The sequence below is a fragment of the Brucella anthropi genome, from assembly GCF_046630315.1.
Taxonomy (GTDB): Bacteria; Pseudomonadota; Alphaproteobacteria; order Rhizobiales; family Rhizobiaceae; genus Brucella; species Brucella anthropi_A.
Map to the genome: position 1 here is coordinate 15,832 of NZ_LQBD01000037.1, position 19,659 is coordinate 35,490.

Genomic DNA, 19,659 nt, shown 5'->3' on the forward strand with positions numbered 1-19,659 from the left:
CTGCCCGCCCCGGAACGCCCGGAACACCTTGATTTATCTCTTCAGATTGACCAGCACGTCCATCAGTTCGGAGCCGGTCTGGAAGACTTTCGAATTGGCGGTATAGCTGCGCTGCGCCTCGATCATGTCGGTCAGCTCCTGCGCGATATCGGCGTTGGATTCCTCCAGCGTGCCGGACATGACCTTGCCCATGCCTTCGCTTTGCGGAAAACCGAGGCGGACATCGCCCGATTCCGCGCTGGGCAGGAACACATTGCCGCTCACCACCGTCATGCGGTCCGGGCTTGCGACAGTAGCCAGCGGAATGCGCGCCAGCACCTTCTGCGTGCCGTTTTCATAGATGGCGACGACCGAACCGTCATTGGCCACATCCACGCCCTTGACGGCGGATGGCGCCTGACCGTTGATCTGCGCCTGCGAGATCGTGTAATCACCGGCGCGCTGGGTCGAGGCCCCCAGATTGAGGTTGAGGCTCTGGCCGCCATAAGGCGCCAGATCGACCGCAATGCCGCCCGCGGACGTCATCGTGCCCGTCGCCGGATCGAAGGTGAGCGTGGAAGGGCCGCCCACCACCGCATTGTCGGCGGCATTCTTGACGGTGACGCTCCATTCATCCGCGCCGGTCTTGGTGAAATAGACATCGAGCGTGATCTTCTCGCCCTTGTCGTTGTAGGAGATCAGCGAGGTCTTGTGATTGAACTCGCCCGCTGCCGGAACCTGATCGGTAGACGGCAAATTGACCGTGAAATTGCCCGAGGTGCTGGCCTGCGGCGGCAAGGCGGCGCTGTTGACATTGATGATGTTCAAACCGGCCGTCGTCAGCGCGCCGGCGGGATCGTTGGGGCCTGCGCCCAAAAGATAATAGCCGGCTGAATTGACCAGATTGCCGTTCTTGTCGGGAACGAAGGAGCCCGCGCGGGTCAGGAAGGTGGAGCCGTCCGCACCCTGCACCACGAAATAGCCGTTGCCATCGATGGCGAGGTCGGTCGTCGACGATGTGGAGCGGATGCCGCCCTGGTCGGAAATGCCGTAACGCACATTGGTCAGCACGCTGCCGGAATTGTACTGCCCGCCGGTGCTGGGCAGAACGAGCGAGGAAAACTGGGTTTCCGCGCGCTTGTAACCGACGGTGCTTGCATTCGCGATGTTGTCAGCGACCGCCGACAGGCGGTTGGCCTGCGCGTTCATTCCCGAAACACCCGTCCGCATCATACCGTAGAGGCTCATTGGCAGCTCCTGAATCGTTGTAGCACCAGCCGAAAAGTCGGGCTTTCACGCTGGAATCCGTAAAACCGGGCGGTGGAACCGGCGCGCCGACCCACTCATCCGCGACAAGCCTAAAGAACCACGCTTGCGTGAAACTGTAGCCTCGCGTTTTTTTACGCCTTTACTGGGGGGACCGAAGCGATTTCGAAAACCGGGACCATGCTTGAAATCGCAAGACTGGGAATTGCGGCAGATGCAGCAATATTACTCGATATTGATGCAATAGCCGAGAAAGCGCTTGGAATCGATGGGGTCGAAACCCAGCTGCTCACGCAGCTTCTTGCGCAGCTTGCTGATGTGGCTTTCCACGACGTTTTCCTCGACTTCACTGTCGAAAATGCCGTAGATCGCGCTGAAAATCTGCGCCTTGTTCAGGCGGCGGCCGCGATTGGCAATCAGATATTCCAGAATGCGGCGCTCGCGGCGCGGCAGCGGAAAATCGACGCCATTGATCTGCGGATCGCGGCCATCGGAAAAAACACGGATCGGGCCAAGCTCGGTGCCGCTGTCGCTGGACGCGGCGGACGCGCCAGCGCGGCGGCGGATTGCATTGATGCGCGCAAGGATCTCGCGCACATGCACCGGCTTGCGCACCACATCGTCAACGCCTGATTGAAAAAGCTCCAGCGTATGCTCCAGCGACGGGCGGTCGTTGACGGCGATCACCGGCGCCTTGCAGCGCTCACGAATCCGCGCCGGAAGCCGATGCTGGTCCGCGCATTCGCCAATCAGGAAAGCCTCCACCGCCAGGATGTCCTGATGCGGAACGCTCTCCACCCATTCATCGAAATCGGTAGGGGTAAAACCCGTCGTCGTGATGCCTTCGCGACCGAACCAGGAAGAGTATCCTTCAGTCACTATATCTCTGTCGTCTACGACAACAATCATCGGCCCCACCTTCCGAATCAATATGTTAGCCCAAGCACGTTAGCAATAGCTGGGGCAAGGAATCGGCAACAATGGCAATTAATTGCCCACAATATATTGGGAGGCTTTTTAGTATATACTAATTTTAATGGAATCGCATTGATTGCAACGCTCCGCCCCCTTTAGGCCGAAGAGGGTTAACCGGCTGTTAACGGCTCACGAAGTTTTACGATTCTTTACAAGGGCTTAAAATTTTAGCCGCTAAAACAGCCTGCGCGACACCCCGCAATCTGTGATTGAGCGCCCGCAAGATGGGTGCACCAGACACTCTCTTGCAACCTGTAAAATTTTCCGGGATTCCGGCTCAGCCCGCGCAGAAGCTTCGCGCCGCAGGCGTCCAGTTTCCAAAGCCGGTGGCGACCATATTCGTCATCACGCGACAGACATAACGCTTCTGGGCGGGGTCGTTGTTCGGCCCCGCATGATAGCGCGCAACCGCCATCGTCCAGTTGCCTTCGCGCTGGCGGAGCTGCTTTAAAAAACGGGCCGCGTAATCGACATTGCGGCTTGGCATCAGCATCGCGGCGACCGATGGAAATTCCTTGCCGTGATAATAATAGTTGATCTGCATGCAACCGAGGTCGATCAGTTTCGCGCCCTCGGCCCGAACCTCATCGAAACGCCTCACCGCCGCCATTTGCGACGGCATGAATTCGGCTCGCCCTTCGATGTTCATCGCATAGGGTTGCAGGGAATTCTTGCGGCCCGTCTCCGTCAGCCCGACCGCATAGAGAATGCCGAGCGGGACATCATAGCGGGCGGATGCCCGGTGCATTTCACGCTCACAGATATTTTCTGCGCGGGCCGGATTGCCGTCAGACAACCAGGCCGCGGCTGCGGCCATCGTCGCGAGGAGCGCCGTTCCCGCTTTCCTGCGCGGCCTGCATGTCCGAACGCTCGCGTCCTGCCTGACCGGATTCGCCATTCCGCCTGCCCTCACCGCCCATGAAACCCGCCTGTGCGCCGTTTCGCCCGTCAAATCCCTGCTGCTGCGTTGCAGTCTGCGACGCCTGCGCCTGCTGCACCGCGCCTGCCGCATTGCGGTCCGCGACAGTCACCGAAATTTTCGCGTCGTCCGCGACCCCCGCCGTTTTCAGGGCTTTTTCGATCATGGAGCGATCAGCGGCGAGCGCTTCCGCCGCATGGGTCTTGTCGGCGACAAGATGCACCTCAACCCCTTCCGACGCGACGCGGATGCGCGCCGTCACGACCCCGAGTTCCGCCGGATCGAGCCGGATCTGCAAGGTCTTGACCGTGCCGAAACTGCGTTCCGAAACCACCTGAATGTCGGCAATCCGGGTTGCTGCCTGCGATGGCGCGGTGGCCGCTTTCACGTCGGCGGGCGCATTGCCCCTTGCTGTCGGCTGCGGCTGGATATCGGTTCTGTCCGGCATCTGCCCCGAAGGCTGCTGCGGCTTGTCCGTTTTGAGAAGGCTGGCGAGATCGTCCGCCGGATTTTCAGGTGGCCTTTCGCCGGTCGCCTTCGGCCCATCCTGATTGATCGGCTGATCGGTTTTCGCACTTGCCGGTGCGGTCGGTTGAACGACGCTCTTCTTCTCGCCAACCCGTGCAGCAGGCAATTCACCGCCCTGCCCCTCGACCTGTTTCGGGTCGATATCCTTGATTAAGGCAAAAAGTGGATCGGGGGCATTTTCCGCATTTTTCGCGATATTTCCCGTGGCAAAATTGTGATTTGCCCCTTTCAAATCAGGCGACGGAACGGCCAAAGAAAGGAGATTTTGCGGCAAGGCGAATGCGGCGAGCGGGTTCGCCCCTTCCTCCGCCTTCACATCCGCCTCATCCGCACTGCTCTCGGCTTCGCTTTCGTCCTTCTTCTCAACCTTGCCCTGCGGCTTTTCGAGAAGTGCGCTGAACAATTTTGCCGGATCGGAATTATCCTCTCCCTCGCCCTTAGCCTTTGCCTCGGAAGGGCCGGAATTCCTCGCAAGCGAGGCAAGCCGGCTGGTGGAATTCAGCAGAATATCAATGCTCATTGAACGGTCTTTCCTAGCAGGGCATCGATCTCGGCAAGCTTGCGCCGCGCATCTTCCATCGTTTTCTGCAAATCGTCTTCCGGCTGGTTCTTGACCGGTTTCTGGTTGACGGCGGACGGAGTTGGAGTCGGCTTTTCCGCCGCGCCGTTTTGCGATTGCGCCACGGCCATCGGCGGCACATCCCTTTCGGTAAGGGCGGGTTTTGCGGGCGGCAATGCGTCCGGCGTGCGGGTAACAACCGTGCCGACCGCTTCAGCGGCCTTCAGCAATTTTCGGTCCGGTTCCTGCAATTTTTCGGGCGAAATCTGCGACAGTTCGCGCAGCGCGCTGCCCGCCGAATCCGACGCCACATCGCTTGCCGCCGCATAGAGATTGGCGCGGGTCGGGTCGGCTTTCAGCCTGTCGGCAAGCTTTTTCGCTTCCGCCGACATGAACCGCGCCCGCTCCGTCTGCCCATCGACAAGCGCGCCGCGCGCGATTTGCAGATAGAGCGAATATTGCATCACCGGATCAGCCGCGCCGATCAGTCTTGCCAGTTCCGCATTGCCGATACGGTCGTTGAGTTTCAGCGCCGCATCGACAAATTGCGCCATGAAATCACGCATATAGGGCGAACGCGGAAAGCGCTGGAAATAGTTGCGCGCAAGAAGCCTGATCTTTTCGGCGTCGCCCAGTTTGGCCGCGATCGGCATCGAGCGGCGGATTGCAGCTTCCTCGAACAGGGTGCCCGGCGCATCGAGCCGCACCTGATCGAGCCGCATCAGGGCCGTTGCCGGATCGAAGGCGGTCATCTGGCTGGCGGTGACAAGCACGATGGATGCCTTCAGTTCCGCCGGAACATCCGATGACAGCGGAACCGAAAAAAGCTTCACCACCTCAATCGTCTGGCCGGAAGCATAGGCCAATGCGCCCTTGACCAGTTCCGGCGGCACGGCATCCGTCTTGAGGTCGGCCAGAACCTTGCGCACGGCTTCCGGATTGCCGCCATTGAACAGGTAGATGATCGCCGCATAAATATTGTCCGGATTGTTCCAGACCTCGTTCGGCGCCCGCCCCATATCCGCGCTGACAAAGCCCAGAAGCTTGTTCAGCATCACCACCGCTTCCGGCTTTCCGGCGACGACCTGATCCTGCAACATGCGCAGCGAACGCACGAGCTTGTAGGGTTCCAGCACCGGCAGCGCGCGGCTTTCAGCCGGTGCCTGCATTTGCGCAAGGACCGGACAGGCCGCCCCCAGCAGGGCGAAGCCCGCGACCCATGCCAGAAGTGAGCGCGTGGCGAACCGCTTCCCATATTGCTTCATGGCGCGGACTTGAGGAAAATATCGATGCGGCGGTTTTCAGCCGCATTCGGATCGTTGCTGTTCTTGGGCTGGCGGTCGGCATAGCCTTCCACGCGCAGCACGCGCTTTTCGTCAAGCCCGCCGCGCACCAGCATGTAATAGGCCATCTGCGCACGCGCCGAGGACAGGCGCCAATTGTCATAGGTCGCGCTCTTGAACGGGCGCGCATCCGTGTGCCCGCTGATGATGACCTCGCCCGGCTGGCGCGCAATCACCTGCGCAATGCGCTCCAGCATCTGCACCACGCGGGCATCCGGCCTGGCCGATCCGATGGTGAACATGCCGTAGTCGATCTTGTCGGTGAGCTGGATCATCACGCCGCCATCGACCGGAACGACCGTCACATCGGGCATGGGCTCGGCCTTCTTCGCCTCGGCACTTTCCTTCGCGGTTTCGCCTTCCGCCGCCTTTTTCAGGTCGGCAATCAGCCGCGCTTGTGTTTCTGCGGGCTTTGCAGTCTCCTCCGGTTTCGGCTGGGCTGCTTCCGGCCTGGGCGGCGTGGCGGGGGCCGCATCGGGCGGGGTCAGGTCCTCGACCGCCTTGCTCGACCAGTAATCCGGGCTGAACGGATCGCGATAGGCTTCGCCGCCCTCCGCACCCGTCGCCGGACCGGATTGCGCCATGCCGCCATCGCCCTTGGTGGACTGGTTTTGCAACACACCGGTTTCGTGGGCGAGTTCCGACAGCACCGCATAGGGTTCGCGGAAAAGCTGGCGCTCTTCCTGCTCGCTCACCGGCGCGACGGTGGTATCATTGATGACCTTGGTGCTGTTTTCGACCTTCTGGTCGCTCTCATAGCGCACCTTGCCGTCTTTTTCCTCGACATCCTCCACACCCTTGGGGCTCGAATGCCGGTCCATCAGCTTGACGGGATTGAAATAGCTTGCGACCGCCGCCTTGGTTTCCTCATTGGCGGCATTGATGAGCCACATGACAAGGAAGAAGGCCATCATGGCCGTCATGAAATCGGCATAGGCGATCTTCCACACGCCGCCATGATGGCTGTCATGGTCGTCGTCGCCGCCACGGCGAACAATGATGATCTCACGCCTGGTTTCGGGATCGATGCTCATTGGACCGCAGCCTTCAATTCGTCGAGAAGCGGCGCGATGCGCGTTTCCAGCATCCGCTCGCCAAAGGAAAAGGAAAGTTCGTCCGCCGCGGTTTCCGAAAACCGGCAGCCGGACGGCAGCAGGGCGGCATGATCCCGCAGCGGCGCGATCAGCCGGGCAGGGCCGGAAATCTCCGGCGCTTCGCCATCAAGCGCCAGCGCCGCAATGCGCCGCGCAAATTCCGCGACCGCCTCGCGCTCCATCTTTTCCGCCAGCAGGGGCATCAGGATTTCGGCGATCTGGCCGGAAAAGCTGCGCTCCAGCGCGCTCAGGGCATCGGTCAGGCTGCCCGCCAGCAACAAAGCCTGCTCACGCGAGAAGGCAGCGCGCAGCGTCTCGATTTCCGTCTCATGCTCGCGGACAATCCGCGCCTTCTCGGCCTCGTAAAGCGCCTCTGCTTCCCGGTGGCCATCCTCGCGCCCGGCCTCGAATGCGGCGCGCTTTGCTTCCTCGCCGGCAATGATCGCGGCAACATCCGCCTGTTCGGCAAGCGCTGCGTCTTCCGCCGAAACGCGGCGTTCCACGCCATCATCGTCGGCCTGCGCTTTCAGCGGCTTCGGCGACACCGGAGCGGCAATGATCTCGACCGCCTCATCCTCGATATGATGGGTCGAAAAATCAGGAAGATAACGGCTAAGCGAAAGTGCGCTCATCGTCAGGCCGCCTCAAGCTCCGGCATGATCGAAGCCTTTACAGGTTGGGCCTCACGGCTCGCGGCGGTTTCGTGAATCCACTGCTTGAGAACAGCGGCGACGCGCTCCTCATCCATGTCGATCATCTGTTCCAGACGCAGCTTTGCGGGCATGCGCATGCGCTGGCGAAGATCGCTGAGGCTGGTCTTCATCTGGTCGGCATAGGCTTCCGGCCCGCCAATGACGGCCTGCACGCCCTCACCTGTCGCCTGGCCGCCGATGAAATTCGGCATCGCCACTTCGCCCGGCTCGCGGACAGCCACTTCCGTTCCGGTCGGCCTGGCATTCTGGTCACGCAGCAGCGGACGCAGGCCGAACCAGATCAGGAGCCCGACAGCGGCGAGAATGGCAAGCGCATTGACATAGGAGCCGCTCTGGCGAAGCACCGTATCGGTCCAAGGCGTGGAAACCGGCTCCATATCGGCACCGGCGGGATCGAGGAAGTTCACCGCCGTCACATTGATGACATCGCCACGATCCGCGTTGAGACCGGCGGCGGTGGCAACGAGATCGCGGATCTTGGTGATCTGCTGGTCGACAAAATTGGCGGGCGGCGGCGTGGTGCCAGCGGTTTCCAGAAGCCGCGCCTGGTCGATGACCACGGCAATCGACAGACGCTTGACGGCATAGCCGTCGCTGACGGTGGAAACCGTCTTGCTGTTCATTTCGTAATTGGTCAGCTCCTCGCGGCGGTCGGTCTTTTCGGTCGAGCTTTCGCCGTTGCGGTTCTGGATTTCTTCCTGCGGGATGTTCTGTTCCACGCCGGTTGCGTTGTCGTTGCGGTTGTTGCGGGAATCGCCGCTTTCACGGACAACGCGTACGGACCGCTCCACGCGGGATTCCGGATCGAAGATCGTCTCGCTGATCTGGCGGCGATCCGTATCCAGCACCGCCTGAACGCTGGTCTGGAAATGGCCAAGCCCGAGATAGGGCGCCAGCGCCTTGCGGATGCTGTCATCCACATTGCCTGCAACCTGCTGTTCCAGCGAGGCGGTCATGAGGGCTGCGCCATTGGCCGCTTCGCCCGCCGAGGCCAGCAGGCGGCCATTGGTGTCGAGAACGGTGACGGCAGAAGCATCGAGCGATGGTACGGCGGCGGCGACCAGCTGGCGGATGGACTGGGCGGATTCGGCGGCGAAACCGCCTTCGGCGCGGATGACCACCGAGGCGGACGGCTTCTGGTCGCCACGGCGGAACGAGCCCTTTTCGGCCAGAACGATGTGGACGCGGGCGGCTTTCACGCCGCGAATGGCCTGGATGGTGCGGGCGATTTCGCCTTCGAGCGCGCGCACGCGTGTGATTTCCTGCATGAACGAGGTGAGGCCGAGCGACCCCATATTGTCGAACAGCTCATAACCGGCATTGTTGGAGGTCGGCAGGCCCTTTTCGGCCAGATACATGCGGGCATTTTCCGCCTTGCCGATGGGCACGAGAATGGAGGAGCCATCGGCCTTCACGTCGAAGGGGATGCCTGCCTCACCGAGCGCGAGGCCCATGCGGTTCACATCATCACGCGACAGGCCGACATAGAGCGTCTCATAGGAGGGGCGGCCGAGATAGATGCTCGTATAGAGGATCGCGCCCATGAGTGCTGCGCCCACCAGCCCAAGCGCCGCGAGTTTTCGCGCGCCGAGCTTGCCGAGCGTCCCCTTGAGCTGTTCGATCAATTGCTGGAAATTCTGCTGCATCGACACCACCGCCATCATGATGGATGCAAACTAGCCCGCGAAGCTTGCGCGAAAGTGGCGGCTGATGACCTCGGTGCTTCCGAAGCAGGAAAAAGAATTGGGGCGCGGAATAAATCCCGCGCCCCGTTTTCCGCCCAAACACATCCGATCCGATCAGGCCGGTTCGGATGCGAACCCCTGATTTGCCTGAGAACTCGCGAGCGCCGGCAACCCGGCGCCCGTGCTGTGACCCGGATTAGCCGCGGAACAGCGACAGGATCGATTGGCTGGACGAGTTGGCGATCGACAGAGCCTGAACGCCGAGCTGCTGCTGAACCTGCAAGGCCGACAGACGTGCCGATTCCTTGTTCATGTCAGCGTCAACCAGCGTGCCGACGCCCTTTTCAACCGAATCGCTGAGCTTGGAAATGAAGCTCTTCTGCGTGTCGATGCGCGACTTGGCGGCGCCGAGTTCTGCTGCACCGGTGGTGAGGGCGCTAAGGGCGGTTTCCACCTGGCCCAGAGCCGTCTTGATCGCCGCATCATTCAGTGCTGCGGTGCTCGGATCGAAGAAGGCCGTAGCAACGATGTCCTTGGCCAGACCTGCGGTATAGTCAACCGTCGTTACGCCACCGGTCGTGGTCGCTCCAAAAACCTGCGTCTTGGTGGCGGCAACGTTGACCGTATCGATCGTCACGCTGTTTCCGGTGCGGTTGTACGAAGCAACGACCTTCAGGTCCGAAGTGGCAGTGCCGTCATTGACCAGCAGGTTGGAGCCTGCATAGTTGGCATTGGTTGCCGAGGACTTGATCTGCGACTGGATTGCAGAAATCTGCGTCGCAATCTTCTTCTGGTCTTCCTGGCTGGCGCCCTGTGCGCTGACCAGAAGCTTCTTCATTTCGTCAACCTGGTCCTTGATGTCGTTGATCGCGGTGTAAGCCGTGTCAACCTTGCCAGCGCCGAGGCCGAGAGCGTCCTGAACAGCCGAATTGGCCTTGTTGTCGGACTTCATCGAGGTTGCGATGGACCAATAAGAAGCATTGTCCGCAGCTTCGCCAATGCGAAGGCCGGTCGAGATGCGGTTCTGGGTCGATTCCAGCGACTTGTTGGTCGAAGCAAGCGTCTGGAGAGCGGTCAGAGCCGACGAATTTGTGAGAATGCTAGCCATAGTTTTTTGCCCCTTGGGAAAAACAATCTGAGGGACAGGCCGGGTTTTGGATTACCGGCATGGTGGAGCGGCATCATGCCTGTTGCCGCGTAACGCGCGGAAACCCACCATGAGCCGAGAGTTAGAACCCAAACATTAAAGAAAGGCTAATTTATTCCGTTAAAATTTAACGGTTTGGCGGATTCTGGCAAAGAATTTTGGGGCAGACCGCCCGAAGCGTACCAAAATGGGTCAGGCGAAGGATCGTATCAGGCTGCCGACCAGAATATTCCAGCCGTCGATCAGCACGAAGAACAGAATCTTGAATGGCAGCGAGATCACAGTCGGCGGCAGCATCATCATGCCCATGGACATGGTGAGCGTTGCCACAACGAGATCGATCACCAGAAATGGCAGCACGATCAGGAAGCCGATTTCAAAGCCGCGCCGCAGTTCCGAAATCATGAAGGCGGGAACCAGCACGCGGAAATCGACAATGCCGTCATCGCCAGTGCGGAACGACGGATCAGCGAGATCTTCAAAGAGCCGCAGGTCCTTGTCGCGCACCTGCCGCATCATGAATTCACGAAAAGGCTGGGAAATTTCGGTGAAAGCCGCCTGCTGCGTGATTTCATTGCGCATCAGCGGCTGCACGCCATTGTTCCATGCCCGGTCGAAGGCGGGCGCCATGACATAGAAGGTCATGAACAGGGCAAGCGAGATCATCACCATGCTGGCAGGCGCGGTCTGGAGGCCAAGCCCCGAACGCAAAAGCGAAAAGGCGATGGCGAAGCGCGTGAAGCTCGTCACCATGATGAGGATGCCGGGCGCGATGGAGAGCACCGTCAAAAGCCCGAACAGCTGCACGATCTGGCCGCTCGCAGCCCCGCTGCCTGCCGGAAGCAGGTTGTCGAGCGTCAGCGCCTGTTGCGCCTGAGCGGACACCGTGAGAGCGAGCGTCAGGACGACGCCGAGGCCAAGGAGCTTCTTCATTCTACCACCAGCGCCGAGATGAAGACGCGGTCGACCGCGCCCTGCGAACGCAGGCGCGCGCGTTCTTCCAGATCGGCGCGCAGATAGGCAAGACCCGCCGCGCCCTGCAATTGCATGAGATTGACGCTGCGCAGGAAGCTCAGGAAATCGTCGCCGACGCTTGCCGCCAGCGACGCCGGAATTTCATGGCCCGGCTTTGCCACCAGCGACGCTTCAAGACGCACCCAGGTGTTCTGCGGAATGCCGAGATTGGTGACAATCGGCTGCAAGGGCACGACAGTGCCGATGGCGCGCGATTCGAAATCGCCCTGCTTCGGCTTGTCTTCCCTGCCGGAAGATCTGGCCGATGCCCGCTGATCGGCGGAAATCATGCCGCCCAGATACCAGCCGCCGCCGCCCGCGATGACGGTCAGGACCGCGACAGCCGTAAGCAGCGCCGTCAGGGAACCCTTCGCCTTGCCGTCCTTCTCCGTTGCCGTCGTGTCGCTCATGCCGGGCGCGCCTTAGAAAGGAGAAACCTGATCGAGAATCTGCTGGCCGTAAGGCGGCTGCTGAATCTCGCTCAGTCGTCCGCGCCCGCCATAGGAGATGCGGGCTTCGGCGATCTTGTCGTAGGAAATCGTGTTGTTGCCGGAAATATCGCGCGGGCGCACGACACCGGCGACGTTCAGCACGCGCAATTCATTGTTCACGCGCACTTCCTGCGATCCGCGGATGATGAGATTGCCGTTCGGCAGCGTGTCGGTGACGATGGCCGCAATTTGCAGGCGGATATCCTCGCTGCGCTCGATGGTGCCCTTGCCCTTCGACTTGCTGTCGGAATGGGTGTTGACCGAAGCATCCATGTCGCCGCCCGCCGCAGCGCCCGTGATGCTGCTGGTCGCAAACGAGCCGCCCGCGCCGTAAATGCCCTTCGACACACGCTCACGGTCCGTCTTGTTGTCGAGATTGGCGCGGTCGTTGATGGAAATGATGACGGTGAGCACATCGCCCGGCGTCGCCGCGCGCGGATCCTTGAAGAAATTGGTCGAGCGCTGGTCCCAGAGCGAATAGGACGCCTTGCTCGGGCGAGCCGGATAGCCGTTGAACTGCGGATTGTTTTCCATGCCGAGATGGGCCGCAACCGGCGACAGGTCGGGCGCGCGACCGATCTCCTCGGGCTTGGTGGCGCAACCGGCCAGAAGGACCAGTATCGCTGCGGCAAGGGTCGCTTTGTTCATGCTGTTCTTCATTGCACCGTATTCCCGGTCTGCGCCGCGGCGCGCTGATCCTTCACAGGCTGCGGCGCGGTCGAGGTGCGCTGCGAGCCGACGATGACGCGGGCAAGCCTGGCCGCCTTTTCCGGCGGCATTTCATTGAGGATGATGCTGGATACGCGCGGATTGAGCTTGAGGATCAAGGCCGCCGCCGCTTCGTCGCCGATCAGCGCCATCTGCGCCGCCGCCGCATCCGGCTTCATCTTCGAGATGATGTCGACCAGCGAATCCTGTGCCTTGCTGACGAACTCGTCGCGGCGCTTCAGCCACATTTCATATTCCCGGCGCTTTTCCTCAAGCGCGCGCATCCGCTCCTCGACATCGGCCTTCAGCTCGGTCAATTGCCTGGCCTGCAAGGCATAGCGCGCATCCGCCGCCTGATCGTCGATATTGCCGCAGAACTTGCGGATTTCGTCGAGATTGCCAAGCGCGGGCGGATCGGCGAAAGCGGGAACGGAGGCCGCCAGAAGCAGCGCCGCCGCCGAACCGAACCGGATCAATTTATGCGCCATGATCATTGCACCACCAGTTCCGCATGAAGTGCGCCGGATGTCTTGATTGCCTGCAATATCGCGATGATGCCGGTCGGCTTGACGCCGATCTGATTGAGGCCCTTCACGAGATTTTCGAGATTGGCGCCGGTGAGAATGCCGATCTTGGCATTCTGCTGGTTGACGGCGATATCGGTGTTGGGCTCAACCGCCGTCTCGCCGTCGCTGAACGGCTCCGGCTGGACGACCATCGGCGTTTCCGTCACACGGACCGTCAGACTGCCATGGCTGATCGCGACCTTGGAAATACGCACCTTCTCGCCGATGACGACGGTTCCGGTCCGCTCGTCCACCACCACGCGGGCCACTTCATCGGTGGTGATCGGCAGGCCCTCGATCTCTGCGAGGAAACGCGCGGCGGGCACATTCTTCGGACGCGACAGGCGGATCGTCTTGGCATCGCGCGCAAGCGCCACGCCGCGACCATAGCGGCGCTTGGCGAAGACATTGATCGTATCGGCGGCACGCACGGCGGTGGTGAAATCGGGATCGCGCAGTTCGACGATCATTTCGCTGTCCTTGCCGAAACTGCCCGCCACCTCGCGCTCGACCAGCGCGCCATTGGGGATGCGCCCGGAAGTCGGCACGCCTTGCGTCACGCTTGCGGCTTCGCCTTCCGCCGAAAAGCCGGAGACGATCATATTGCCTTGCGCGACGGCATAAATCTGGTTGTCGGCGCCCATGAGCTGGGTCATGACCAGCGTGCCGCCTTGCAAGGAGGTCGCATCGCCGAGCGACGACACCGTCACATCGATGCGTGAACCGGCACCGGCAAAGGCGGGCAGATTGGCGGTCACGATGACGGCTGCGGTATTTTTCGAACGGGTGGAATTGCGCGGCGCGCTGATGCCAAGATTGTCCAGCATGGCGCGCATGGATTGCTCTGTAAACGGCGAATTGCGCAGGCTGTCGCCCGTGCCCTTGAGGCCGATGACAAGACCATAGCCCACAAGCTGGTTTTCGCGCACGCCCTGAATGGTGGCGATATCCTTCAGGCGCGCAACCGCGCTGCCCCGGCCAAGCTCGGCATAGGCCATTTTCGACGGATCGCCGCCCGCGCCAAGCCAATCGGCATCGGCATCCACGGCGGAACCGAATTCGCGCACATTCCTGGCCGATTCATCCGCAAGGCCTGCGACCGGCTGAAAAATGAGTGCCAAGGCGGTGATAAGGGCGGCGCAAGTCTTTCGCAGAGCCTGAATCCAAAAGCGGCAGGCCGAGGCGAAAATGGTGATTTTCGAGTACCGGAGCGCAGTGTACTGAACGTACATGAGCACCGGAACGCAGAAAAGCGCCATTTGCAGACCGGTATGGCGACTTTTGGAACAGGCTCTCACTGCATCCCCACCTGAATACGACCATTGGCCAGCACCGTGCCAGACACGATGATGCCGCTATCGACGTTACGAACCTTGATGAAATCGCCAGCCGCACCGGATTCGAGCGGTGTGCCCATGGCGGTTATGGTCAACGTGCCGGCGGTAAAGACCAGCGGCGCGGGAACGCCGCGCGTGACCAGCGACGGCTCGCCCAATGCGGAAACGAGGATCGGCTTGCCGGGAAGCAGCGTCTTGCGCGCCACCTTGCCCGCCGCCTGATCGGGCGACAGCACATATTGGCTTGCCGCAGGCGCACTGATGAAGAACTGCTTTTCCAGAAGCGCGGTGTCGCTCACGATCTGGCCGGGATAGACGGTGGCCGAAGGCACGACAAAAGCGATGCGGTCCGCCGCACCGGCGCCAGCCATTGCCGCCAGCAGAAAGCCACCGGCAAGAGCCAGCCTTTTCTTTTGAAAGATCGCCTTCACACAGTCCATCGCCATCACCGTCAGCGCAGGTTCTTCGACACGGTTGCCGCCATCTCGTCGGCGGCCTGAATAACCTTGGAATTCATTTCATAGGCACGCTGCGCCGTGATGAGATCGGTGATTTCCTTCACCGGATCGACATTCGACGCTTCGAGATAGCCCTGCTTGATCGCGCCGTAGCCGGGATCGCCCGGAACGCCGACCAGCGGCCCGCCGGATGCTTCCGTCTCGCGGTAGAGATTGCCGCCGAGCGGCTCCAGACCTGCTTCATTGGTGAAGTTTGCAAGGGTAAGCTGGCCGAGATCGACCTGATTGACCTGATCCTGCAACTTGGCGAAAACCTGTCCCGTATCGGTGATCGTCACCTCGATGGCGTCCGGCGGAATGGTGATGGCCGGTTCGACCGGATTGCCGTCGAGCGTTACGAGCTGGCCGTCGGCATTCTTGTTGAATGCGCCGGCGCGGGTATAAAGCGTCTCGCCCGTCGGGCTCTGGATCTGGAACCAGCCGCGCCCGGTCAGCGCCACATCGTAAGGATTGCCGGTCTGGTTGAAACTGCCCTGAATATGGAGGTTGCGCACCGCCGCCGTCTGCACGCCAAGGCCGACCAGCGCGCCTTCCGGCACGATGGCCTGGTTTGCCTGATTGGGCACGCCCGCCGTGCGCTCGGACTGATAGAGAAGATCGGAGAATTCAGCCCGCGCGCGCTTGAAGCCGGTCGTGTTGATATTGGCGATATTGTTGGCAATCACTTCCAGATTGAGCTGCTGGGCGTTCATGCCGGTGGCGGCAATCGTCAGGGCTTTCATGGCGTATCCTTAGCTGCCGTAAATCAGATTGGCATGCGGCTGATTTCGAGATAGGCCTGCACGATCTTGTCGCGGATCGCGATGGCTGTCTGGAGCGACTGTTCGGCTTCCATGACGGAGCTGACCACATCGCGCACCGGCGCATCGCCCTTGATGCCCTGAATGGAGGTTGCCTCCGCCGCCTGCAATTTCTGGCCGACGGAATCCGTCATCTGCGACAGGACTTCGCCGAACGAGGCGCCCGGAGCGGCCGGAACGGCCTGCGGCGCTGAAGTGGACCCCACGCCCTTTTCGGCAACGGTTTCCGACAGGCGCGACAGGGCATTGCGCGCCGAAATACTCATGATCGAGTCGTACATCATGTGTTCCTCAGGAGATCGATGGTCATGGAGATCAGCTCACGAGCCTGCCTCACAACCTGCAAATTGGCTTCATAGGATCGATTGGCCTCGCGCATGTCGGCCATTTCGACAACCATGTTGACGTTTGGATAGCGGACATAGCCGCGCTCATCGGCTGCGGGGTGGCTTGGCTCATATTGTTCGATGAAGGGCGATGTGTCCTTGCCGACCTCGGCGATGCGCACTTCGGCAGCGCCGGTGCCCTGCTCCAGCTCGGTACGGAAGGACACCGTCTTGCGGCGATAGGGATCGGCATCGGCGGTCTTGGCGGTGGACTGCGCATTGGCGATATTTTCGGAAACGATGCGCAGGCGCGTCGACTGGGCCGAAAGGCCCGAGGCTGCGATCTTCAATGTGCTTTGCAGGGCATCGGAAGACATGGCTAACCCTTCGCGACCGAAAGCATCATGCGATGGAACGCCTTGACGATGCTTGTGTTGAGCGAATATTCGCGGGCGATTTCACCGGCCTTCATCATTTCCTGTTCGACATCGACCGTATTGCCGGAATGGGTCTGCTCGGTGATGTCGTCGGGGCGCAGGCGCGCGGCCGCGATCCCGTCTGCCTCGGCTTCCAGATGCAGGGGGCTGGTGGCAGCCATGGTAAGCTGCGTCTTGTCCAGCACATCCGCGAAGGGCTGCACGTCCCGCGCGCGGAAATCCGGCGTGTTCGCATTGGCGACATTGCCCGCGACGGTGGCCTGTCTCACCGACAACCACTGTGCCTGCCTTGCCGCCAGATCGAAAAGATGAATGGAGCTCATGGAGTGTCCCGCCTTTACCGTTGGTTAACTTAACGGCCGGAACTTGCGTCAAGCTTGCGGGTTAGGGCAGTAGGGCAGTAGGGCAGTAGGGCAGTAGGGCAGTAGGGCAGTAGGGCAGTAGGGCAGTAGGGCAGTAGGGCAGTGAAGAATATGGTGGTCGCGGTCATGCGCAACCAAAACATACTCCCCTACTCCCTTATTCCCCTATTCCCTTAACATACTGCCTTATTGCCCTACTGCCTTACCTCCGCATTTCAATCACATCGCCCGACGATGTCGTGAGCTGCCAGGTGCCAGCCCCACGGCCGATCGAAACAAGGTGACTGCCATCGGGCAGCAGCGAGCCTTTCTCGACAAACCAGTAGCCGGACGAATCCTCGATCATCGCCATGCCGCCCACGACTTCGCGCAGCGCGAAAACCGGCTTGGGGAATGCCTGCCCTTCCCCGCCTCCCTCGCCGCCATTGCCCGTGCCGGTTCCCGGAAGCCCCTTGCCGTTCGACATGACGGAACCCGTCATCGTGTCGTCCACATCCGCATTCGGCGCGACCTGTTCCGACGGACGGAAGGACGGGAAGCGGCGCACCGTCTTCTGCTCGGAACGGTCGAGCGGATCGATGATCTTGCGCTCGGCCTTTTCAGGCGAACCCAGATCGGCGCGCTGAAGATAGGTGACGAAAGGCAGCATCGCGCTTCCGGCAGCAAGCGTAATGGCCGCGATCTTCAGATAGCGGTCCACCTTGCTCTGCGGTTTCTTCATGCCCTCCTGCCGTGCGGCGGCTTCCACCTCCGCCGTCAGGTCTGCAAGGAGTTTTTCTTCCTTTGTCTTGCGAAAGCCCGTTATCATGCGTGTTGCGCCTGTCTGTCGCCGCGCAGTGCCGCGGCAAGGTCGTTATAGGGATCGTCCGATAAGCCGGTTTCCGGCGATTGCTGCAAGGCGTCGTAAATGCGCGGCACGAGATCGACCGCCTGGTCCAGAAGACCGTCATGGCCTTTCTGATAAGCGCCGATGGCGCGCAGATCGCGCGTTTCCTCAAAACGGGCGACCATGGCTCGCAACTGGTTGACCAGCTTGCGCTGTTCCGGCGTCCAGTTGTGCTTTGCAAGGCGCGAAACCGAACCCGGAATATCGACCGCCGGAAAGCGCCCCTGCGCCGCAATCGCCCGGTCGAGCACGATATGGCCGTCCAACGTGCCGCGGATCGTGTCGGAAACCGGGTCGTTATGATCGTCGCCGTCGACCAGCACGGAATAGATGCCGGTGATGCTGCCGCCAGCTTCCGTGATACCCGGTCCCGCGCGCTCCAGAAGGCGCGGCAACTGGCTGAAGACGCTTGGCGGATAGCCGCGCGAAACCGGCGGCTCTTCCGCCGCAATCGCCACCTCGCGCGCGGCATGGGCAAAGCGCGTGACGGAATCGACGATCAGCAGGACATTCTGGCCGAGATCGCGGAAATATTCGGCAATGGCCGTCGCCGTGTTGGGCGCGAGGCGACGCATCATCGGGCTTTCATCGCCCGTCGCGACCACCGTGATGGTCTTGTCGAGGTGGCCGGCCATGGTTTCTTCCAGCATCTCGCGCACTTCGCGTCCGCGCTCGCCAGTCAAGGCCAGCACCACCGTGTCGAAATCTGCCGCGCGCGTCATCATGGCAAGCAGCGTCGATTTGCCGACGCCCGAACCGGCAAAGATGCCGATACGCTGGCCGAAGCAGAGCGGCGTGAAAATATCGATGACATTGACGCCAGTGCGCAAACCCCGGTCCACCCGCGCGCGGCGAAGGGCTGCGGGCGCAAGGCTCTCCGACGCCATGGGCCGCAAGCCTGGCTGCAATGCGCCCTTTCCGTCAATCGGCTGGCCCAGCGCATTGATGACACGCCCGCGCCATTCCGGCGCCGGGCGGATTCTGAGCGGCCCTTCCTCGAAAACCGCAGCCCCGAGCGCGGGAATGATACGGTCGTCAAAGGGCTTTACCAGCACCTGCGTGTCGGCAACGCGGATGATCTCGGCAAGGCTCTGGCCGCCTTGCGCGTGGATCGCCACCGCATCGCCCAGCCGCGCCTCGCGCGAAAGCCCGCGCACGGCAATCGCCGAACGCGACACGTCGCTCACCGTTCCGCCGATGCCGGTGAGCGGCTTATGCGCCGCCGACTGCTGGCGGGCAAAGGCGGCAAGACGCGAGAGCGGCAGGTCCGGCGTCATCCGTTTCTGGAGCCCAGCGTCTTGATCGCTTCAGAGACGGTGCTTTCCTGCTGCGACAACAGGTTGTTGACCTGTTCGAAGGCGCGGCTCACGCTGATAAGGCGGGTCATCTCCGTCATGGCATCGACATTCGATCCCTCGATCATGCCCTGCACGACGCCCACGCTGTTGTCGTCCATGACGGGCTGCGCAGGCTTGTTGGGTATCACGCCGGATGTGCCCGCATAGGTGAGGTCCGCATCGGCGGGGATGGTGTAGAGGCCGATGGCGCCGATCTGCGCGCCATTCTGGTAGATCGCGCCGTCGCTTGAAATCTTCGGCGCGCCGCCAGCCGGATTGAGCACGATCGGCGCGCCGCCGACATCGAGAACCGGATGGCCGGTGACGGAAACGAGATCGCCCGTGGGCAGCATGTTCATGCGCCCGTCGCGGGTGTAAACCTGCCCCTGCGGCGTGGAGATCGACATCCAGACATCGCCCTTGACGGCGACATCCAGCGGATTGTCGGTCTTGATCATCGGGCCTGCTTCGGTGCGGATGAAGCTTTTGCCCGCCGTGGCAAAACTCACATCGTCGCTGGCCTTGCTCGAAACGATGGTGTCGAACTTGGTGCCTTCGCCCCGGAAACCGACCGTGGAAACATTGGCGACATTATGGGCAATGGCGTCCATCCGCCGTTCCAGCGTGATGAGCGAGGAAAGCCCGACATAGATCGAATTGTTCTGCATC

At 61.4% G+C, this 19,659-nt stretch carries 21 protein-coding genes and 1 pseudogene; all 22 read right to left on the reverse strand.

Features of this window, described 5'->3' with window-relative positions; all coding sequences use genetic code 11:
* Positions 1–33 precede the first annotated feature (33 nt).
* The 22 genes and pseudogenes from AVM02_RS16890 to flgF all read right to left on the reverse strand — a co-directional run bounded on the left by AVM02_RS16890 (position 34) and on the right by flgF (position 19,658).
* Positions 34–1,227: a flagellar hook protein FlgE gene (locus AVM02_RS16890; protein WP_411508080.1), complete on the reverse strand. Its 1,194-nt coding sequence runs from the start codon at positions 1,225–1,227 to the stop codon at positions 34–36.
* A 243-nt stretch (positions 1,228–1,470) separates the two neighbouring features.
* Positions 1,471–2,154 (reverse strand): flagellar transcriptional regulator FtcR, encoded by a 684-nt coding sequence (gene ftcR, locus AVM02_RS16895; RefSeq protein WP_411508081.1) that lies wholly within the window; start codon positions 2,152–2,154, stop codon positions 1,471–1,473.
* A gap of 343 nt (positions 2,155–2,497) precedes the next feature.
* On the reverse strand, positions 2,498–3,037 hold the full coding sequence (locus AVM02_RS16900; protein ID WP_411508082.1) for a transglycosylase SLT domain-containing protein: 540 nt from the start codon (positions 3,035–3,037) through the stop codon (positions 2,498–2,500).
* A complete protein-coding gene (locus AVM02_RS16905; protein ID WP_411508083.1) occupies positions 3,009–4,187 on the reverse strand; it encodes a flagellar hook-length control protein FliK in 1,179 nt (392 codons plus the stop codon). Before AVM02_RS16905 ends, AVM02_RS16900 begins: the two co-directional genes overlap by 29 nt.
* A gap of 59 nt (positions 4,188–4,246) precedes the next feature.
* A pseudogene (locus AVM02_RS16910) lies at positions 4,247–5,491 on the reverse strand (chemotaxis protein); the annotation flags it as partial.
* The gene (locus AVM02_RS16915; protein WP_411508084.1) at positions 5,488–6,603 is read right to left on the reverse strand and encodes a flagellar motor protein MotB; all 1,116 of its coding nucleotides are present in this window, start codon (positions 6,601–6,603) and stop codon (positions 5,488–5,490) included. The gene AVM02_RS16915 and the pseudogene AVM02_RS16910, both read right to left, overlap by 4 nt.
* Positions 6,600–7,295, reverse strand: a complete 696-nt coding sequence (locus AVM02_RS16920; RefSeq protein ID WP_411508085.1) for a hypothetical protein — start codon at positions 7,293–7,295, stop codon at positions 6,600–6,602. The genes AVM02_RS16915 and AVM02_RS16920 overlap by 4 nt, the downstream gene beginning before the upstream one ends.
* A gap of 2 nt (positions 7,296–7,297) precedes the next feature.
* On the reverse strand, positions 7,298–9,037 hold the full coding sequence (gene fliF / locus AVM02_RS16925; protein ID WP_411508205.1) for a flagellar basal-body MS-ring/collar protein FliF: 1,740 nt from the start codon (positions 9,035–9,037) through the stop codon (positions 7,298–7,300).
* Positions 9,038–9,257: 220 nt separating this feature from the next.
* A complete protein-coding gene (locus AVM02_RS16930; protein WP_411508086.1) occupies positions 9,258–10,169 on the reverse strand; it encodes a flagellin in 912 nt (303 codons plus the stop codon).
* A gap of 231 nt (positions 10,170–10,400) precedes the next feature.
* Positions 10,401–11,141: a flagellar type III secretion system pore protein FliP gene (gene fliP, locus AVM02_RS16935; protein WP_411508087.1), complete on the reverse strand. Its 741-nt coding sequence runs from the start codon at positions 11,139–11,141 to the stop codon at positions 10,401–10,403.
* Entirely contained in the window at positions 11,138–11,632 is a 495-nt protein-coding gene (locus AVM02_RS16940) for a flagellar basal body-associated FliL family protein (protein ID WP_411508088.1), read from the reverse strand. Before AVM02_RS16940 ends, fliP begins: the two co-directional genes overlap by 4 nt.
* Positions 11,633–11,644: 12 nt before the next feature.
* The gene (gene flgH, locus AVM02_RS16945) at positions 11,645–12,373 is read right to left on the reverse strand and encodes a flagellar basal body L-ring protein FlgH (protein ID WP_411508089.1); all 729 of its coding nucleotides are present in this window, start codon (positions 12,371–12,373) and stop codon (positions 11,645–11,647) included.
* A complete protein-coding gene (locus tag AVM02_RS16950) occupies positions 12,370–12,915 on the reverse strand; it encodes a MotE family protein (protein WP_411508090.1) in 546 nt (181 codons plus the stop codon). The genes flgH and AVM02_RS16950 overlap by 4 nt, the downstream gene beginning before the upstream one ends.
* The gene (locus tag AVM02_RS16955) at positions 12,912–14,246 is read right to left on the reverse strand and encodes a flagellar basal body P-ring protein FlgI (RefSeq protein ID WP_411508091.1); all 1,335 of its coding nucleotides are present in this window, start codon (positions 14,244–14,246) and stop codon (positions 12,912–12,914) included. The genes AVM02_RS16950 and AVM02_RS16955 overlap by 4 nt, the downstream gene beginning before the upstream one ends.
* 35 nt (positions 14,247–14,281) lie before the next feature.
* Positions 14,282–14,764 carry a flagellar basal body P-ring formation chaperone FlgA gene (flgA, locus tag AVM02_RS16960; protein ID WP_411508092.1) on the reverse strand — a complete coding sequence of 161 codons (483 nt, stop codon included), beginning with the start codon at positions 14,762–14,764 and terminating at the stop codon, positions 14,282–14,284.
* An 11-nt stretch (positions 14,765–14,775) separates the two neighbouring features.
* Entirely contained in the window at positions 14,776–15,564 is a 789-nt protein-coding gene (gene flgG / locus AVM02_RS16965; protein WP_411508093.1) for a flagellar basal-body rod protein FlgG, read from the reverse strand.
* Between the two features lie 23 nt (positions 15,565–15,587).
* Positions 15,588–15,923 (reverse strand): flagellar hook-basal body complex protein FliE, encoded by a 336-nt coding sequence (locus AVM02_RS16970; RefSeq protein ID WP_114216411.1) that lies wholly within the window; start codon positions 15,921–15,923, stop codon positions 15,588–15,590.
* The gene (gene flgC / locus AVM02_RS16975; RefSeq protein ID WP_411508094.1) at positions 15,923–16,345 is read right to left on the reverse strand and encodes a flagellar basal body rod protein FlgC; all 423 of its coding nucleotides are present in this window, start codon (positions 16,343–16,345) and stop codon (positions 15,923–15,925) included. The genes AVM02_RS16970 and flgC overlap by 1 nt, the downstream gene beginning before the upstream one ends.
* Positions 16,346–16,347: 2 nt before the next feature.
* The gene (gene flgB, locus AVM02_RS16980) at positions 16,348–16,728 is read right to left on the reverse strand and encodes a flagellar basal body rod protein FlgB (RefSeq protein ID WP_411508095.1); all 381 of its coding nucleotides are present in this window, start codon (positions 16,726–16,728) and stop codon (positions 16,348–16,350) included.
* Positions 16,729–16,969: 241 nt separating this feature from the next.
* Positions 16,970–17,575 carry a hypothetical protein gene (locus tag AVM02_RS16985; protein WP_411508096.1) on the reverse strand — a complete coding sequence of 202 codons (606 nt, stop codon included), beginning with the start codon at positions 17,573–17,575 and terminating at the stop codon, positions 16,970–16,972.
* On the reverse strand, positions 17,572–18,930 hold the full coding sequence (fliI, locus tag AVM02_RS16990; RefSeq protein ID WP_411508097.1) for a flagellar protein export ATPase FliI: 1,359 nt from the start codon (positions 18,928–18,930) through the stop codon (positions 17,572–17,574). The genes AVM02_RS16985 and fliI overlap by 4 nt, the downstream gene beginning before the upstream one ends.
* Entirely contained in the window at positions 18,927–19,658 is a 732-nt protein-coding gene (gene flgF, locus AVM02_RS16995) for a flagellar basal-body rod protein FlgF (protein WP_411508098.1), read from the reverse strand. Before flgF ends, fliI begins: the two co-directional genes overlap by 4 nt.
* Position 19,659 lies beyond the last annotated feature (1 nt).

Coding starts and splice junctions, on each gene's coding strand:
- AVM02_RS16890 (WP_411508080.1), bottom strand. CDS start 1,227: ATGAGCCTCTACGGTATGATGCGGACGGGTGTTTCGGGAATGAACGCG.
- flgB (WP_411508095.1), bottom strand. CDS start 16,728: ATGAGCTCCATTCATCTTTTCGATCTGGCGGCAAGGCAGGCACAGTGG.
- AVM02_RS16950 (WP_411508090.1), bottom strand. CDS start 12,915: ATGATCATGGCGCATAAATTGATCCGGTTCGGTTCGGCGGCGGCGCTG.
- AVM02_RS16955 (WP_411508091.1), bottom strand. CDS start 14,246: ATGGCGCTTTTCTGCGTTCCGGTGCTCATGTACGTTCAGTACACTGCG.
- flgH (WP_411508089.1), bottom strand. CDS start 12,373: ATGAAGAACAGCATGAACAAAGCGACCCTTGCCGCAGCGATACTGGTC.
- AVM02_RS16915 (WP_411508084.1), bottom strand. CDS start 6,603: ATGAGCATCGATCCCGAAACCAGGCGTGAGATCATCATTGTTCGCCGT.
- flgG (WP_411508093.1), bottom strand. CDS start 15,564: ATGAAAGCCCTGACGATTGCCGCCACCGGCATGAACGCCCAGCAGCTC.
- flgF (WP_411508098.1), bottom strand. CDS start 19,658: ATGCAGAACAATTCGATCTATGTCGGGCTTTCCTCGCTCATCACGCTG.
- AVM02_RS16930 (WP_411508086.1), bottom strand. CDS start 10,169: ATGGCTAGCATTCTCACAAATTCGTCGGCTCTGACCGCTCTCCAGACG.
- AVM02_RS16905 (WP_411508083.1), bottom strand. CDS start 4,187: ATGAGCATTGATATTCTGCTGAATTCCACCAGCCGGCTTGCCTCGCTT.
- fliP (WP_411508087.1), bottom strand. CDS start 11,141: ATGAAGAAGCTCCTTGGCCTCGGCGTCGTCCTGACGCTCGCTCTCACG.
- ftcR (WP_411508081.1), bottom strand. CDS start 2,154: ATGATTGTTGTCGTAGACGACAGAGATATAGTGACTGAAGGATACTCT.
- AVM02_RS16970 (WP_114216411.1), bottom strand. CDS start 15,923: ATGTACGACTCGATCATGAGTATTTCGGCGCGCAATGCCCTGTCGCGC.
- flgA (WP_411508092.1), bottom strand. CDS start 14,764: ATGGACTGTGTGAAGGCGATCTTTCAAAAGAAAAGGCTGGCTCTTGCC.
- flgC (WP_411508094.1), bottom strand. CDS start 16,345: ATGTCTTCCGATGCCCTGCAAAGCACATTGAAGATCGCAGCCTCGGGC.
- fliI (WP_411508097.1), bottom strand. CDS start 18,930: ATGACGCCGGACCTGCCGCTCTCGCGTCTTGCCGCCTTTGCCCGCCAG.
- AVM02_RS16985 (WP_411508096.1), bottom strand. CDS start 17,575: ATGATAACGGGCTTTCGCAAGACAAAGGAAGAAAAACTCCTTGCAGAC.
- AVM02_RS16940 (WP_411508088.1), bottom strand. CDS start 11,632: ATGAGCGACACGACGGCAACGGAGAAGGACGGCAAGGCGAAGGGTTCC.
- AVM02_RS16920 (WP_411508085.1), bottom strand. CDS start 7,295: ATGAGCGCACTTTCGCTTAGCCGTTATCTTCCTGATTTTTCGACCCAT.
- fliF (WP_411508205.1), bottom strand. CDS start 9,037: ATGGCGGTGGTGTCGATGCAGCAGAATTTCCAGCAATTGATCGAACAG.
- AVM02_RS16900 (WP_411508082.1), bottom strand. CDS start 3,037: ATGGCCGCAGCCGCGGCCTGGTTGTCTGACGGCAATCCGGCCCGCGCA.